The organism is Leclercia sp. 1548, assembly GCF_050435045.1.
GTDB classification, from domain to species: Bacteria; Pseudomonadota; Gammaproteobacteria; order Enterobacterales; family Enterobacteriaceae; genus Enterobacter; species Enterobacter adecarboxylatus.
In genome coordinates this window covers 14,410-31,064 of sequence record NZ_JBNDJP010000001.1, presented here as the reverse complement: position 1 = coordinate 31,064, position 16,655 = coordinate 14,410, and the positions used below count along the sequence as shown (strand labels likewise).

Sequence of the window (16,655 nt, the reverse complement as noted above, 5' to 3'; positions counted from 1 at the left end):
CATCAGCCGCAGGCCAGTAACACCCGCCAGCAATCCTGTGCTTCATTCAAATGCAGGCTTTCGCCTAAGGTCAGGGTTTCACCACTGAAACAATCCCGGTAGCGGCGCCCGGCCAGTTCGGGAGGAAGAACCACCTCTGTCGCGCCCCACAGGGCCGCCCCGGTAACAGGAAACGTCTGTGCGGCGTTCGCCAGCGCCAGCCGCGGTGCCACCACAATCAGCACGTCATCGTCATCGACGCGGGCGTAGGCAATCGCCTTATCCGCCCGTTCGCCACGGGTCAGCAGCGCAACATAGCTGCCCAGGCGGAACAGCGCCGGTTTGCGCTGGCGCAGATGCAGTAGCGTGCGGGTGACCGACAGCTTCAACTGCCCGTCCAGCCAGCTCGCCTCCTGGGCGGCAATATGAGGGTCTGCCGTATCCAGCTGCTGACGAAGCTGGTCGAAATCTGGCTCGCGGCGGTTATCAGGATCGACAAGGCTAAAATTAAGCCCCTCGCTGCCCTGATAAACATCCGGCACCCCCGGTGCGGTAAGTTTGATCACCGTCTGGCTCAGGCTGTTCACCAGCCCGGCGCGAATAAACGGACGTAACGAGGAACTGAAGTCCTGCAGGAAGTCCTGATTGTCCGGGGACAACAGATGGCGGGCATACTCCAGTACCACCGTTTCATAGGCTTCGTTGCTGTCCACCCAGTCGGTGCGCAGCTTGGCCTCGCGCAGCGCCTTCTCGACAAAAGCCAGGAAGCGCTCTTCCAGGGCATTCAGCCCCGCCGCATCCTGCGGGTCCAGCTCCGGCGGCCAGACACCCGCCAGCGCCTGATAAAGCATCCAGGTATCGGCACCGCGCGGCGCCGTGCCATCATTCAGAAAGCGAACGTGGGTCTGGTTCAACTGCTGCCAGCGGGCCACGCATTCCGCCCACACCTCCGGCGCTTCGGTCAAAGAATAGAGCCGGGCGCGGGCATCTTCTCCACGCTTGGTGTCGTGGGTCGAGGTGCCGGAAAGCGCATCCGGCTGACGGTCACGTCGCGCGGTCATCTCGGTGTGGAAGCGCGTCAGCGAGAAAGCCTGCGGTACCGGCTCGGCTCCCACCTCGTTGAGCGCCAGATCCATGTGCTGACGGAAAAACAGCGTATCTTCCACCGACTTCGCCATCAGCGGCCCGGTCAGCTGCTGGAAACGGGTGCGGAAATGCGTGGCGGTATCGCGGGCCTCCTCAGAGACCTCGCCGGTCAAAATACGCATCAGCAGTGCGATGGCGTCAGGATCGGCGCTGATTGTGGCGACCACGCTGTTCAGCAGGCGCACATCCGCGACTGACATTCCCTGCGCCGTGCCATAGGTGCGGTACACCGGGAAGGCCACCAGCAGCTCGCGCAATGCCAGCCGCAGAGGCTCCTCTTCCACCTGGACGCCTTCCGTTTCGGAAAGGGTTTTCGCCAGCTTCAGCAGAGTGGAAAATTCCCCGGCGAAGTTTCTGTCCACCATCAGCAACCGCGCGTCGCGCAGTTCGTCGTGCATATCGACCGGGCGGCCCATCACCTTGTCATAGGCCAGACGCAGACTGTCGATTTTGTCGTCATCTATCAGCACCTCTGACAGCGAGGCGATAAATTCGTAGCCGGTGGTCCCGGAGATCGGCCAGTCGGTGGGCAGGTTCTCGCCCTTACTGAGGATCTTCTCCACCGTGATATAGCAGTCGGCACCTGCCTCCTGACGCAGACGTTGCAGGTAGGCTCGCGGGTCGGCCAGCCCGTCCACGTGGTCAATACGCAGCCCGTCCACCGCTCCCGAACGCACCAGGGCGAGGATCAGGGCATGGCTGTCATCAAACACCGCGTCGTCTTCAACCCGCACGCCCACCAGGCCAGTGATTTCGAAGAAGCGACGCCAGGAGAGTTCGTTCGGCGCATCTCGCCAGCTGGTAAGCCGCCACGGCTGCTGGTCGTGCAACCGGCTGATAGCCGCGGGATCGCTGAGGCTCAACACCTCCTCTTCGCGCCCTTGCCAGCTGTCGGGCGTGAGCGGGTAGAAGTTGTCGAAATAGGCCAGCGCGGGTTTGCCGGTGTTGGGATCGCGCTGCACGCTGAGCTCACCGTTCGCCAGCACCACTTCAAAATCATCCCCCAGAAACGGCAGCGTCAGACGGCGCGACCAGTCGATATCAAAATGACGGGCGTAGCGACTCTTTTCCCCATGCTCAATCACATCACGCCACCAGGCATTTTCCAGCGAGGTGGACATGTGGTTCGGCACAATATCAAGGATCAAACCCAGCCCGGCCGCCTTCAGGGCGCTGACCAGCCGCTCAAAACCGGCCCGGCCTCCGATGGAGGGGTCAATCTCGTTAGCATCGGTGACGTCATAACCGTGCGTCGAATCCCGGGCGGCAGTAAATATTGGCGAAGCATACAGATGGCTGATGCCGAGCTGTTGCAGATACGGCACCAGACTGGCGGCACGATCAAAGGTCATGCCGTTACGAAACTGAATACGCCAGGTCGCTGTGGGGATCATCAGGTCGGTTCTCCTTGTGCAAAACGTACAATAACGGTGTTCGCGAGCAGTTCCGTGCGGCCTTCAGGCCAGGCAAACAATGTTTCACCCGCTATCTCGGGCATCGTCTGCGGCTGATCACCCGTATTAAGTGCCAGCGACAGCGTACCCTGTATAAATGTCCAGCTCACCACCACGCAACCCGGGGCCGTTTTTATCACCCTGCCATTCCCGCCCTGCGCGCCGGCCAGCAACGGCACAATAGCCCGCTGGCGCAGCTGCAACAGCTGCTGGGTAAAGCGCAGCCAGTTCTGGCCGTCAGGCTGGTTGAGTTTGTCCCAGTCGAGTTTCGAACGGGCAAAGGTCTCAGGGGCATTGGGATCCGGTACGGTCTCATCGTGATCGCTGAACTCTTTCGCGCGCCCTTCCCGCACCGCCCGCGCCAGGTCTCCGTGAAAATCGGTAAAGAACAGGAACGGCTGGGTTTCACCGAACTCCTCACCCATGAACATCAGCGGGATATGCGGCGACAGCAGCAGCGCAGCCATCAGTACCCGGGTACGCTCTTCCCCGATGAGACTCAACAGGCGATCGCCCTGAGCACGATTACCAACCTGATCGTGATTCTGGATGAAATCGACGAAGGCCGCTGGCGGTTGAGCGGTACTTTTCACACCCCGGATTTCACCGGTTTGCGGGGAACGTTCCCCCTGATAAGCAAAGCCTTCCGCCAGCGCCCGCGCCACCCATTGTTCGGGTTTTTCAGCAAAATCCTGGTACCAGGCGTGGGTTTCACCGCTGGCCATGACGTGGACGGCATTATGCAGATCGTCATTCCACTCCCCGGTGAACAACGGCACGCTGCCGTCCTCCTCGCGCGGATGAAGAAACACCACGTTGCGGCTGTCTTCGGTGGTCAGATGCACCGGCCGGTCGGTAATGGCAGCGCGAATGCGGGTGGCGATCTCAATTAACACGTGCGGCTCGGAGGTGTCTTCGATCTGGTCGATGGCGTCAAAGCGCAGGCCGTCGAAGCGGAACTCCGTCAGCCAGTACAGAGGCGCATCAACAATAAACTGACGCACCGGGGCCACGTCATAGGCAATGCCATTTCCCCACGGGGTCATGCGTTCCGGGTGGAAGAAGTCCGGGGCCAGCTTCGGCAGGTAGTTACCCTCCGGTCCGAAATGGTTAAGGACAATATCCAGCACCACCGACAGCCCCAGACCGTGGGCGGTATCGACAAAGGCTTTCAGCTCATCCGGCGTACCGTAGGCACTGTGCGGGGCATACAGCAGTACGCCGTCGTACCCCCAGCCACGGTTGCCTCCGGCCTGGGAGACCGGCATCATCTCAATCATGGTAATGCCGAGCGAGGCCAGGTACGGCAGTTTGTCGGCGGCCGCGCGGAAGGTGCCCTCAGGGGTAAAGGTCCCGATATGAAGCTCATAGACCACGCTCTCTTCCCAGGGGCGGCCTTGCCAGTGGGTATTGCGCCAGACATAGCTGTGAGGATCGCACACCAGCGAAGGGCCGTTGACATCCCCTTGCTGCGCGCGGGAGGCCGGATCGGGTACTGCGGAGCCGTCAGGCAGGATAAAACTGTACGCAGAACCTGGGGCAACGTTGTTGACCGTCAGTTCAAATCCGCCGTCGCCGGTCGGGTTCATCGGCAGCGTTTCGTCATTCAGGCGCAGGGTTACGTGCTGCTGACCGCTGGCCCACAGATGAAAGCGAACGTTGTTCGCATCGCTATATTCACAACCCCAATACCTAATAGATTTAGCAGTCATTCCATCACCTCGTTTGACCCGTGATCCTCGGGTTACCTGCGTTTATCACTAAGCAGAGGGAAAAAGAGAAAATGCGCAGGCATGACGCCGCGCATGAACTTCAAGCATAGACCAGGAAAGTAATGTGAGATGAGTCACTTCGACAGGAACAGAAGGAGGGAGATAAATCCCCTCTCCCCGTTGAGGAGAGGGTCAGGGCGAGGGAGAACCGGCCGCACCCGCAAGCCGGAAGCAGTGCTCTTATGTTATGCCGGTTCCGGCAGTCTGAAGCTGGCGATGCTCTGGGTAAGATGCTTCGCCTGCTCTTCCAGCGAGGCAGCAGCGGCCGCAGACTCCTGCACCAGGGCGGCGTTTTGCTGGGTCACGCCATCCATCTCGGTCACCGCCTGGCCGACCTGGCCAATCCCACGGCTTTGCTCTTCCGAGGCCACCGAGATCTGCTCCATCAGCGCGTTCACTTTATTGACCGAGTTAATGATGGCATGAATCACTTCCCCTGAGCGATTCACCAGCTGAGAACCGTTTTTCACGCTGGAGACCGACTGGGCGATCAGGTTTTCAATGTCCTTCGCCGCCACGGCGCTCTTCTGCGCCAGGGTACGGACTTCGGTCGCGACCACTGCAAAACCGCGCCCTTGTGTGCCGGCCCGGGCGGCTTCAACCGCGGCATTCAGCGCCAGGATATTGGTCTGGAAGGCAATGCTGTTGATCACGCTGGTGATGTCTTCGATACGCTGGGAGTTGGCCGCGATGGTGTTCATGGTCTCGATCACCTCGCGGGTTACCGCCTCCCCGGTGCGGGCGTTGTTCACCGCATCCTGCACCAGCTTACCAGCCTGATACACATTGTCGGTGTTATTGGCAACGGTGGCGCTCAACTGCTCCATGCTGGCGGCGGTTTCCGTCAGGGCTGAAGCTTGTTGCTCGGTACGTGAGGCCAGGTCGATGTTGCCCGAGGCGATTTCCTGCGAGGCGTAGTTAACGGTACGGCAGGCTTCGCGCACCTGAGAGATGGTCTCCAGCAGGGCCAGACGCATCTGCTCCATCGACCCCATCAGCAGGTCGATTTCGTTATTCGAACCCGCCTTTTGCGGCACGGCTTCCGTCAGTTGCCCGGCGGCAATCTGGCTGCAGTGTTCCCGGGCGAGGTTGATTGGAGCAAACACATACCGCTTCATCAGGACGCTCACCCCGATAATCACCACCACAAAGAGCGCGGCAAAGGCGGCAATAATGGTTAAGCCGGATGCAAAATGAGTGCGCGCATCGTCATTCAGCTGCTTCGCATATTTCTGATGCACAGACAGTACCTGATCGAGAACGATTTCATACTGGCGGTCGAGCCGGGAAATCTGCGGGATCAGGGCATTGAATTTTGCCGCATCGTGCGCTGAGGCCGCGTCGATCAGCGGGGACAGGCCTTCATTGCGATAGGCGAGCCAGGCATCGTCATAGTCCTTCACTAACGGGGCCTCATCTGCCAGGCGCGGCGCGTCGTTAAAGGCGGCGAAAGCGCCATCCGCTTTGGTCAGCGCGAGTTTTACCGAGTCCAGCTTCTCCGCAAGACCCGCAGTATCGCCACTCTCGACCTGCTTCATGTACTCCATCACCCGCACGCGCAGGGTACGGCTGTGGTTAATGGGATCGATGATGGATAACACCACCTGAATCTCTTTATTCACGTTATCCAGAGAATCATTGCTTTTAATGGCCAGCCAGACGTTGGTTGCGGCACTGGCAACAAAGAAAAACAGTAAGGCAAGAAGAATGGCAAGGGACGACTTTTTTAACGACATAACTACCTCAGAAATAAAACGGTCTGAAGTGTTATCGGCATTTACCCCTTAATATTGAATTAAAGTTATTTATTTATGCGAACATCAATAATGTCGTTAATACTTATTTAAATCATTATATTGCGCAACAGGGCCGGATATTTCGGCCCTGTTAAACATTGAGATTTTTTATCTGTTTAGCGCTTGATTATCTTTTGCAGCGTTAATCGCTCAAATATTCATCACGGGTAAATTGCGGCCAGTGAATTTCTCCCACACCATTTAATTTAGGCCGGGCGAATAAAAAGCCCTGAAAACGCTTGATGCCTGCCGACTCCAGCCAGCACCACTCTTCGATTTTCTCGATGCCTTCTGCCACCAGCGCTATCTCCATATCGGTACAGCAGCTGATGATCGACTTCACAATCGCCTGCTTCGGGCCGCTTAAATGAATGTTGCTGACAATCTCGCGATCGATTTTTAGCTTATCCGGCTGGAAACGGGTCAGCAGCGACAGCCCGGCATAGCCTGACCCAAAATCGTCAATGGCCAGGCCGATCCCCGCCGCCCTTAATTGCTTGATGGCGCTATTAAACTGGTTAAACCCGGAGATCATTTCGTTTTCGGTCACTTCAATCACCACCTGCTCCGGCTGCAAACCGTGGGCGAGGATCTGATCCATCAGAAAATCGACGGCGTGGGGCACATTCACCAGCGACATCGGCAGCAGGTTAATGGCAATTTTATGATCGCCAATGTCGATCTTCTCTGCCAGCGCAAAGGCATAGGCTTTGGTCAGCAGATCGACCTCGTACACTTTGTCCTGATCCAGAGCGTTGAAGAACCGCTCCGGGCTGCCGCCGTCGTTACCGCGAATAAGCGCCTCGAGCGAGGAGATTTTTCCCTCGGTAGGTTCCACGATCGGCTGCAGGGCAAACTGGCAAATTTGATTCTCAATCAGCCCGTTGATGGTTTTGCCGAAAGGCATATGCTCCGGGACCATCGTCCATTTTTCAGGCCGGAAGTTCAACTCACCCGCCGTCTTTTTGGGCTGGATAATAAAAGTCTGAATGAATTTAAATACCCGGTCTTGCGCCGCCAGATAATTGTCCAGCTTGCTGTAGCGCAATACCGAAGACAGGACCGATTTTGGCGTGTCAACCCGCAGATCGAACAGCAGCATACCGACGTTTTCGAAGCGTCGGCGCGGGCCGTAATCACGCATCAGCTCCACCACGCTGTCGTGACGCTTGTCCTTGCTGATGCGTGCGAATAACGTCTCAATGACCTCTTCAGACCCTTCGAGGATCTGCAGGAAATCGCTCCCGTTAAACAGCAGAATGCCCGTGACATCCAACAAGGTATTGCTCTGTTTGGCCTTTTCAACAAGTGCGAGGAGGGATAAGGATTTACAGGACGGATTTAACTGGCTTTTGTAGATGAGAGTGGTCAGCACAGCTATTGTTCCCGAAAGATGGTTAGGCTTTTTAAACACTTGTTTAGCATACATTACATTCATGGACTAATAGTATTAAAAAGATATATCAGCAAAGAAACGATTCGGCTCAAAAATAATCAAAGTGCCGGTTAAATGTCGGCGGAGGTGTTGATGAAACGAACATTGTGGCTGCTGCTCTGTTTGCCGGGGTATGCGCTGGCCGCTCCGCTGGTGCCTCCCGTTGGTTTTACCCAGCCGTTACCGCACACGGCATCGGGCGGCTGCGTGACCCTGCCCGCGCCCTACACCGCCCCCCTGACGTTGCGCAGTAAATATGAAGGGTCTGACAGCGCCCGCGCCACGCTCAATCCGCAGGCCGAACAGGCATTCCGTGCCGCGACTAAGCCCATCGTCGGCTTTGAACGTGGGATCTCGAACATGGTCTGGCGCTATAAACAGAGCGGGGATCCGCGAACCTTGCGATGTATTCTGGAGGGCTACGCGACATGGGCCAACGCCGGGGCGTTACTCTCCGGGCAAACCAGCCACACCGGCCGTGCAATGCGTAAATGGGCGCTGGCGACGCTGGCCAGCAGCTGGCTGGAGCTGAAGTTTACCCCCGGAACTTCCCTTGCCGGGCAGCAGACCACTGAACGCTGGCTGGGCCAGCTGGCGGATCGGGTGGTACAGGAGTGGGATGGCCTGCCGCTCAAAAGCACCAATAACCACAGCTACTGGGCGGCATGGGCGGTCATGGCCAGCGCCGTGGCGCTCGACCGTCGGGATCTGTTCGCCTGGTCGTTGAAAGAGTACCGCATCGCCGCCGGACAGATTGCCGCCGACGGCACGCTGGCAAACGAACAACGCCGTCGCGAGCGGGCGCTGGCCTATCATAATTATGCCCTGCAGCCGCTGGTGATGATCGCCAGTTTTGCCGCGGCGAATAAGGTGGATGTAATGCAGGAGAACCATGGCGCGCTGGCGCGGCTGGTGAACTATGTGTTGCAGCAGAAGGATGCCGATCTCGAATGGCTGGAACCCTGGTGCGCCCTGTCTCACTGCAGTTCAGTGACACTGTCACGCCTGGATGCCAGCCGTCCGTTACAGGATCGCCGCCTCGGCGGCAACCTTACCCTACTTTATCAGCGTTAAATCTGCGCCATCCCGCCATCCACAAACAGCTCGGCGGCGTTGATAAAGCTGGCGGCATCGGAGGCGAGGAACGCCACCACTTTTGCTACCTCTTCCGCTTCGCCAATGCGTCCCAATGGGACAGTCGCGGCTAACGCATCAAACAACCCCTGGCGCTGATCTTCCGGCACCAGCTCTCCCAGACCCGGGGTTTTAATCGGGCCAGGGCTGACCACGTTGACCCGGATCCCGCGCCCCTGTAAATCCAGCGCCCAGGAGCGGGCAAAATTCCTCACTGCCGCCTTGCTGGCACTGTAGACGCTGAAGTTAGCGGTGCCTTTAATGGAGACAGTCGAGCCGGTAAGGATCACCGACGACCCGGAAACCAGCAGCGGCAGAGCCTTCTGCACGGTAAAGAGCACACCGCGTACGTTGGTGGCAAAGATACGGTCAAAATGTTCTTCTGTGATGGCACCCAGCGGCAGCATATCGCCACCCCCTGCATTGGCGTACAACACATCCAGCCGCCCGGCATGTTCCGCGATCTGCGCATAAACGGTATCGAGATCCTCAAGGCGTGAGGCGTCGGCGCGGATGCCGGTGACCTGCCCGCCCAGGCTGGCGACGGCGTTATCCAGCTCTGCCTGGCGACGCCCGGTGATGTATACCTTCGCGCCCTGAGCGGCCAGCTCTTTGGCGGTTGCCAGACCGATACCGCTGGTACCACCGGTGACGAGAGCGACTTTACCTGCTAATACTCTGTTCATCTGATTTACCTTGTCTGTTGTGGGTGTGGATGCACTGTACCGCTTGCGGGATTAGGGAAAAATCAGCAAAAATGGAAATCACTTTTTCCCTGTGGCAATAATCCACCCGTTCGTGAGCGCCTCCCGATGGATCAGTTAATGGCAATGCGCGCCTTTACGCGCGTCGTGGAAACCGGCAGTTTTACCCGGGCAGCAGACTCGCTGAACATGCCCATCGCCACGCTCAGTAAACTGGTCAAGGCGCTGGAGGCGCATCTGGGCGTGCGGTTGTTACAGCGCACCACCCGACGGGTGACGCCCACCCCGGAAGGACAGGACTATTACGAAAAAGCCCGGCGGGTATTAATTGACATCGAAGATATCGACACCTCCTTCAGCGCGATCAAACAACAGCCGCAGGGTCATTTGCGTATTGATGTGGGTGGTTCGACGGCGCGGGACGTGCTGATCCCGCTGCTGCCAGACTTCATGCGCCGTTATCCCGACATCCGCATCGACCTGGGGGTGGCCGACCGTCCGGTGGATTTGATCAGTGGCAATGTAGACTGCGTGATCCGCGGCGGCGCGCTGGGGGACTCCACGCTTATTGCCCGGCATATCGGCAATGCAGAGATGGTCACCTGCGCCACCCCGGACTATCTGAAGCAGCACGGGATCCCCGCCTACCCGGAGGAGCTACGTAATGGTCATAAGCTGGTGAGTTATCTCTCCCCGGCGACCGGTCGCGCGTTCCCTTTCCGCTTTACGTACAACGATGAAACCCACGAAATCACCCTGCGCCACCATATCGGGGTAAATGAGAGCAACGCGCATCTGGCGGCAGCGGTTGCCGGGATGGGCATTATCCAGACCTTTCGTTACGCCGCGGGGGCCTTACTGGAGTCAGGGACGCTGGTGGAGATTCTGGCAAAGTGGCGGCCACCGCACTATCCGTTTTATGTCGTGTATCCACAAAACCGGCATGTGACGCAGCGTTTAAGAGTCTTTATTGAGTGGCTGGTGGAGGTGTTTCCAGAGGCGGTGAAGGGATAGCCGGGCATAATGCCCGGCGGAAGGATCAGTTCAGGGTATAGTCGAGCGTAATCTCGGCATTCAGCACCTGTGAAACCGGACAGCCGGCTTTGGCCTTCTGGATAACGCCGTCAAACTGCTGGGGATCAATGCCCGGGACGGTCACTTTACTCTTCAGGGCAATTTTGCTGATCGCAAAGCCACTATCAGTTTTATCCAGCGACACATCGGCGGTGGTATCAATGCTGTCGGCCGTGTAACCCGCCTCGCCCAGCATCAGGGACAGGGCCATTGAGAAACAGGCTGCATGCGCTGCGCCGATCAACTCTTCCGGGTTAGTGCCTTTCTCCCCTTCAAAGCGGGTATTGAAACCATAAGGTTGCTGATTCAGGACGCCGCTTTCGGTAGAAACCGTACCCTTGCCGCGTTTAATATCGCCAGACCAATGTGCCGAACCGTGTTTGTGAATTGTCATAAGTGTTCTCCTTTTGGCTTACAAGGGGTTAAGTATAGAAGAGAGATTCAGTATTGCCTCAAAGACAGAAGAGTCTCATGACATTGTGCAGTTATTCACCCGCCGCAAAAATATAACGTCCTCTGTCAGCCTGCTATATTTTGTTTTTCTAAAAAGGAGTCGCGCATGAATTCACCCGCCCGAGGTATCGACCACATTGGTATTACCGTACCGGACATTAATCAGGCCACGCTATTTTTTGAGCAGGCCTTTCACGCCAAAGAAATATATCGATCCGTAGAGCCTGGCGACGGAAATATTGATCCCGATGCCCAGCAGAAGACATTACGCCTGGTACCCGGCACAGAAGTTCGCGCAATACGTATGCTGGCCATGCCACATGGGCCGGGGATTGAGCTTTTCGAAATGCATGGGCCGGAACAGCAACCACCCGCGCGAGCAAGCGACTTTGGTCTTCAACACTTTGCCGTCTATGTTGATGATTTCGCACAGGCGATAGCACGCTTTACGGCGGCAGGTGGCGAGATGTTTACCGAGCCTAAGGCGCTCTCCTTTCCGGCCGAGCAGGGAGAAGGCAATGCTTTTTGCTACGGGAAAACGCCCTGGGGTAGCGTCATTGAACTGATATCCTGGCCCTCACCCATGCCTTATGAGAAATATACAGACCGGCGTCGCTGGAAGCCGTGATATATCCTTAAAAAGACGAGGATTATGATATTTTTATTTCCAGGACGAGTCTTACACACAGCGCAATAAAATTTTGCCATTCTGAATGTGCGTTAAGTCATTGCGAACCGGAACATTAAACAGAAAACGACACGGAGGCACTATGTTTACTTATACATCAGCAACTACCCCATCCGCACAGCCAGAGCTGGTGAATGCAATTGCACAGGGTTTACGCGCAGAGTTGGGCGCTGTCACCGAAGATGACATTTTGATGGAACTCACCAAGTGGGTTGAAGCCTCAGACAATGACATCCTCAGTGACATCTACCAGCAGACCATTAATTACGTCGTCAGCGGTCAGCACGCCAGTTTCTGAAAACCTGCTATGCTGGATCTGCAACCTTAGGGGTTACATTTCGTTCGCCTTATCACTATCAACAGGAATGAGGAGCTACTATGAAATCGAACCGTCAGGCACGCCATATTCTGGGACTGAACTACAAACTCTCTAACCAGCGTAAAGTGGTGATTGAGGGCGACAGCGAAACGCAGGTCACCCACGCTACTGGCAGAAAACGCCACGAACCTAAGTAAGTTCGCTACAGGATCCCCGACACCATCGGCATTGCCGGTGGTGTTTTTATTTGTACGTTGCGGTTTTTAACATTCACCTCCTTTATACTATGCCCCTGACATCCCCTGCGGGCACAATAGCGACAATGATCAATACCAGTGCCAGGGACGGATTTCCCAAAATTAAGTGAGTGACATGGACAACAAATCAACCCGACATCGTTCCCTTTATATCCCTTATGCTGGACCGGTTCTGCTGGAATTCCCCCTGCTGAACAAGGGCAGCGCGTTCAGCATGGAAGAGCGCAGCAACTTCAACCTGCTGGGCCTGCTGCCAGAAGTGGTCGAAACCATCGAAGAACAGGCCGAGCGGGCGTGGATCCAGTATCAGGGTTTCAAAACCGAAATTGATAAGCACATCTACCTGCGCAATATTCAGGATACCAACGAAACCCTCTTCTACCGACTGGTGCAAAACCATCTCGACGAGATGATGCCGGTGATTTACACCCCGACGGTCGGTGCTGCCTGCGAACGCTTCTCTGAAATTTACCGTCGCTCACGCGGCGTGTTTATCTCGTATCAGAACCGCCACAACATGGATGACATTCTGCAGAACGTCTCAAACCACAACATCAAGGTGATCGTGGTGACCGACGGCGAGCGTATTCTTGGTCTTGGCGACCAGGGTATCGGCGGGATGGGCATTCCAATCGGTAAGCTGTCGCTGTACACCGCCTGCGGCGGCATCAGCCCGGCCTACACCCTGCCGGTTGTGCTGGATGTCGGTACGAATAACCAGCAGCTGCTTAACGATCCGCTGTATATGGGCTGGCGTCACCCGCGCATCACGGACGACGAGTATTACCAGTTCGTGGACGACTTCATCCAGGCGGTGAAACATCGCTGGCCGGACGTGCTGTTGCAGTTTGAAGATTTTGCCCAGAAAAACGCCATGCCGCTGCTGAATCGCTATCGCGACGAAATCTGCTCCTTTAACGATGATATTCAGGGCACCGCTGCGGTCACCGTCGGCACTCTGATTGCCGCCAGCCGCGCGGCAGGCAACCAGTTAAGCTATCAGAAGATTGTTTTCCTGGGTGCCGGTTCTGCCGGATGCGGCATCGCAGAGCAGATCATCGCCCAGACCCAGCGGGAAGGGTTAAGCGAAGAGCTGGCCCGCTCGCGCGTCTTTATGGTGGATCGCTTCGGCCTGCTGACTGATGCCATGCCGAACCTGCTGCCGTTCCAGACCAAACTGGTGCAAAAGCGCGAGAACCTGAAAAACTGGGATACCGACAACGAAGTGCTGTCTCTGCTGGATGTGGTGCGCAACGTGAAGCCGGACATTCTGATCGGCGTCTCCGGGCAGACCGGCTTGTTCACCGAAGAGATCATCCGCGAGATGCATAAATACTGCGCGCGTCCTATCGTGATGCCGCTGTCGAACCCGACCTCCCGCGTGGAAGCCACCCCGCAGGACATCATCGCCTGGACCGAGGGCAATGCGCTGGTCGCTACCGGCAGCCCGTTCGCCCCGGTCGTGTGGAAGGATAAAACCTACCCCATCGCCCAGTGCAACAACTCCTACATCTTCCCGGGGATTGGTCTGGGGGTGATCGCCTCGGGCGCCTCGCGCATTACCGATGAGATGCTGATGTCTGCAAGCGAAACCCTGGCTAAACACTCGCCGCTGGTGAATAACGGTGAAGGCCTGGTTCTGCCGGAGCTGAAAGATATTCACGTGGTGTCAAAGGCGATTGCCTTTGCCGTAGGTAAAATGGCGCAGCAGCAAGGGGTGGCGGTGAAAACCTCTGCCGATGCGTTGCAGCAGGCGATTGACGAGAACTTCTGGCAGCCGGAATACCGCAGCTACCGCAGGACCTCAATCTAAAAGCAAAAAGGCAACGTAAGTTGTAATGCCAGTCAGTTAAGCCCGGCGGATTGTTCCGTTCACCTCATGTTCATTAGAACATGGCATTACACCACCCGTGAACGTGACAAGGGGGGCCACCGGCCCCCCTTGTCAATCCCCGCGGCCCCGCAATGAAACCGGTGCTTCGCACTGCGCTCACCTCGACATCCTGTCTCGATTCACTTCTGGCCGCCATCCCTGGCGTCCAGCCCTTGTCATCCGGTCTCCGGTTCGCCGGTTTCAGCGGGGACTCCACCCCCGTGCCACATTCAAACCGCAGAGAAGCTTGAGGGAGCGTGAATCCGGCTGAAAATCGCCGAAGCGTTTCCGTAAGGCCGGGGCGAGGCGCAGGGACGCGCCGAGAGGGCGCGACCTACATGGATGTAGGATCGCGCCCGACCCGAAAGCCTGAAGGAATAAGCTGAGGGCACCGCGAAGCGGCGATTTTCCTGGCCGGGAGCCGGGGTCGCCAGGGGGGAGGCGGCGAGCCCCCCTGGCACGTTCACCGCAGCGGAGGGGGCATAAAGCAGAGGGGCTTTAGTGAACGGAACTTTTCCACTTCAGTCATTGAGAAATAACGAAGTGTTTAACTGACTGGCATTACAACGTAAATTGCTTTTTTTGCTCTATTTGCGCGTTCAGGTTGGGATGAGGGCATCAAACCGCACATCCCCTCTCTCGCAAATTACTTCTTCTTATTCAGCATCGCCTGTAAATCGGCAAACGGATTATAGGTCGCCACGCCCACGTCTTTTTGCGCGTCTTCGCCAGCCACCACGGTGGTGCCGTACTGATCCGCTTCCGTGTATTTGGAATGCTCATGATCGTGGCAAAACAGACACAACAGTTCCCAGTTACTGCCATCTTCCGGGTTATTGGTATGGTCGTGATCGATATGGTGAACCGTTAACTCACGCAGGTTTGAATAAACGAACTCACGGGAGCAGCGCCCACATACCCACGGATAGATTTTTAATGCTTTCTCGCGGTAGCCGCTTTCCAGCCGCGCGTAGTTTTTAGGGATCAGAGCCATTGTGAAGTTACCTGTGGCAAAAACCTGATTTTACGACAGTGCGCGTGAGAATTCACCTGCGTTCACTGGCGCAATCCCGTGTTTCTGCGTGCTGGCGCTGCGTCACCCACCAGAACACCAGCGCCAGCAAACTGACCGATGCGCCAAGTAGGCATACCCCTTGCCAGCCGAAACGGGCATAGGTGACGGTGGTACTGATGGCGCCCAGTCCGCTGCCGACGGCATAAAACATCATGTACAGCCCCACCAGCCGGCTATGCGCGTCCGGGCGGGTGCGGAAAATCAGGCTCTGATTGGTGACGTGCAGCGCCTGGCCGCCCAGGTCCAGCAGCACAATCCCCATCACCAGCGCCCAGAGTGAAACGTCCATCAGCGACAGCGGCCACCAGGCCAACAGCAGCACCAGGAGCGCTAATCCGCTGGTTTGCCGGGCATACCCCCTGTCGGCCCACTGCCCGGCCCGCGCGGCGGCCAGCGCACCCACCACTCCCGCCAGGCCAAATGCGCCAATCAGGGTATGGGAAAAGTTGTAAGGCGGTGCGCTCAGGGGCAGCACCAGCGCACTCCAGAAGATGTTAAAAGCGGCAAACATCAACAGCGCCAGCATTCCTCTGACCTGCAGGACTTTCTCCTGACGCAGCAACGTCAGCATGGAGGCCAGCAGGCGCGGATAACTGAGCGTGCGTGAGGCCGGCGGCAAGATGGGCAGTCGTCGCCACAGCGGGATCGCAATCCCCAGCATTAGGAGCGCGGCGCAAAAATAGACCCCGCGCCAGCCCGCCAGGTCGCTGACGCCCCCGGCAAAAACCCGTGCCAACAGCAGACCGATAAAGACGCCACCCTGCGCCGTGCCCACTACCTGCCCCTGTTCATGAGGGGCCGCGGCGCTGGCAGCATAGGCGATCAGCCCCTGGGTCATCGCCGTGCCCAGCAGCCCGACGGCGAGCATTCCCGCCAGCAAGGCAAGCGTGGACTGCGCCATGCCGACTGCAACCAGTGCGAACGTCAGGGCCAGCATTTGCATCGCCATCAGACGACGGCGATCCACCCTGTCACCCAGCGGTACCAGAAACAGCAGCGCCAGCGCGCATCCCAACTGTGTGGCGGTGATAACCCCGCCGACCGCCGCGTGACTGATACCGAAATCCCGGGCCAGGGCGTCGAGGAGCGGCTGGGCGTAATAGACATTTGCCACGCTCAGGCCGCTGGCGATGGCGAAGAGCCACGCCAGGCTGGTTGATACACCCGTTCTCAGTTGCACATTCATGCTGTCAGCCTCTCTCGATGTGGTTCCATAATAAAACCATTTAGAGGGTAGGTCAGATGGTTTTAAAATGCAACCACATACTCAGGGTGAGGATTTTCCCCCTGGTGAACGCAGCGCTACCCGGCGAAAATCACGCCTGCTTGCCGGAGATACCAAACCCCGCTACACTCCTTTCATCCATCAACCCACTGAATATAAAAGGAGGCTAATTATGCTGTGCTGTGAAATCTTTGATATTTCACTTCACCTTGGCGATCGCGTCAGCTCAAGCGTTATCGGTTTCGTGCTGCGATAACTTTGGCTTGAGCGA

14 protein-coding genes are annotated in these 16,655 nt (G+C 57.2%); 6 read left to right on the top strand and 8 right to left on the bottom strand.

The annotated features are described in order from the left end of the window. Positions 1–2: 2 nt before the first annotated feature. The 4 genes from treY to ABIE02_RS00115 form a co-directional block, all read right to left on the bottom strand. A complete protein-coding gene (gene treY, locus ABIE02_RS00130; RefSeq protein WP_336994608.1) occupies positions 3–2,519 on the bottom strand; it encodes a malto-oligosyltrehalose synthase in 2,517 nt (838 codons plus the stop codon). Further along, a complete protein-coding gene (gene treZ / locus ABIE02_RS00125; protein WP_336994607.1) occupies positions 2,519–4,291 on the bottom strand; it encodes a malto-oligosyltrehalose trehalohydrolase in 1,773 nt (590 codons plus the stop codon). Before treZ ends, treY begins: the two co-directional genes overlap by 1 nt. A gap of 245 nt (positions 4,292–4,536) precedes the next feature. Continuing rightward, positions 4,537–6,087: a methyl-accepting chemotaxis protein gene (locus tag ABIE02_RS00120; RefSeq protein ID WP_144837931.1), complete on the bottom strand. Its 1,551-nt coding sequence runs from the start codon at positions 6,085–6,087 to the stop codon at positions 4,537–4,539. A gap of 202 nt (positions 6,088–6,289) precedes the next feature. Then, the gene (locus ABIE02_RS00115) at positions 6,290–7,522 is read right to left on the bottom strand and encodes a diguanylate phosphodiesterase (RefSeq protein ID WP_032618117.1); all 1,233 of its coding nucleotides are present in this window, start codon (positions 7,520–7,522) and stop codon (positions 6,290–6,292) included. 153 nt (positions 7,523–7,675) lie between these two features. Here ABIE02_RS00115 and ABIE02_RS00110 point away from each other — a divergent pair, with 153 nt between their 5' ends. Then, positions 7,676–8,656 carry a mannuronate-specific alginate lyase gene (locus ABIE02_RS00110; RefSeq protein WP_336994606.1) on the top strand — a complete coding sequence of 327 codons (981 nt, stop codon included), beginning with the start codon at positions 7,676–7,678 and terminating at the stop codon, positions 8,654–8,656. On the opposite strand, the gene ABIE02_RS00105 is transcribed toward ABIE02_RS00110, so the two are convergent. Next, positions 8,653–9,402, bottom strand: coding sequence for an SDR family oxidoreductase (locus tag ABIE02_RS00105; RefSeq protein WP_336994605.1), 750 nt, complete (start codon positions 9,400–9,402; stop codon positions 8,653–8,655). The genes ABIE02_RS00110 and ABIE02_RS00105 overlap by 4 nt on opposite strands. Positions 9,403–9,528: 126 nt before the next feature. On the opposite strand from ABIE02_RS00105, the gene ABIE02_RS00100 reads away from it, so the two are divergent. Further along, complete coding sequence (locus tag ABIE02_RS00100; RefSeq protein WP_200142516.1) at positions 9,529–10,434, top strand: LysR family transcriptional regulator; 906 nt, start codon at positions 9,529–9,531, stop codon at positions 10,432–10,434. A gap of 25 nt (positions 10,435–10,459) precedes the next feature. Here the strand turns inward: ABIE02_RS00100 and ABIE02_RS00095 are convergent, their stop codons facing one another. Then, entirely contained in the window at positions 10,460–10,888 is a 429-nt protein-coding gene (locus tag ABIE02_RS00095; RefSeq protein WP_032618121.1) for an OsmC family protein, read from the bottom strand. A 165-nt stretch (positions 10,889–11,053) separates the two neighbouring features. On the opposite strand from ABIE02_RS00095, the gene ABIE02_RS00090 reads away from it, so the two are divergent. The 4 genes from ABIE02_RS00090 to ABIE02_RS00075 all read left to right on the top strand — a co-directional run bounded on the left by ABIE02_RS00090 (position 11,054) and on the right by ABIE02_RS00075 (position 14,024). Further along, positions 11,054–11,575 (top strand): VOC family protein, encoded by a 522-nt coding sequence (locus tag ABIE02_RS00090; RefSeq protein WP_117386513.1) that lies wholly within the window; start codon positions 11,054–11,056, stop codon positions 11,573–11,575. 142 nt (positions 11,576–11,717) lie between these two features. Then, positions 11,718–11,933 carry a biofilm-dependent modulation protein gene (gene bdm, locus ABIE02_RS00085; protein WP_106992870.1) on the top strand — a complete coding sequence of 72 codons (216 nt, stop codon included), beginning with the start codon at positions 11,718–11,720 and terminating at the stop codon, positions 11,931–11,933. Between the two features lie 80 nt (positions 11,934–12,013). Beyond that, the gene (sra, locus tag ABIE02_RS00080; RefSeq protein WP_032618124.1) at positions 12,014–12,151 is read left to right on the top strand and encodes a stationary-phase-induced ribosome-associated protein; all 138 of its coding nucleotides are present in this window, start codon (positions 12,014–12,016) and stop codon (positions 12,149–12,151) included. Positions 12,152–12,326: 175 nt separating this feature from the next. Next, positions 12,327–14,024: an NAD-dependent malic enzyme gene (locus ABIE02_RS00075; RefSeq protein WP_032618125.1), complete on the top strand. Its 1,698-nt coding sequence runs from the start codon at positions 12,327–12,329 to the stop codon at positions 14,022–14,024. Positions 14,025–14,730: 706 nt separating this feature from the next. On the opposite strand, the gene yajD is transcribed toward ABIE02_RS00075, so the two are convergent. Together yajD and ABIE02_RS00065 are read right to left on the bottom strand one after the other, a co-directional pair. After that, the gene (yajD, locus tag ABIE02_RS00070; protein ID WP_032618133.1) at positions 14,731–15,078 is read right to left on the bottom strand and encodes an HNH nuclease YajD; all 348 of its coding nucleotides are present in this window, start codon (positions 15,076–15,078) and stop codon (positions 14,731–14,733) included. Between the two features lie 52 nt (positions 15,079–15,130). Continuing rightward, the gene (locus ABIE02_RS00065; protein WP_336994604.1) at positions 15,131–16,345 is read right to left on the bottom strand and encodes an MFS transporter; all 1,215 of its coding nucleotides are present in this window, start codon (positions 16,343–16,345) and stop codon (positions 15,131–15,133) included. Positions 16,346–16,655 lie beyond the last annotated feature (310 nt).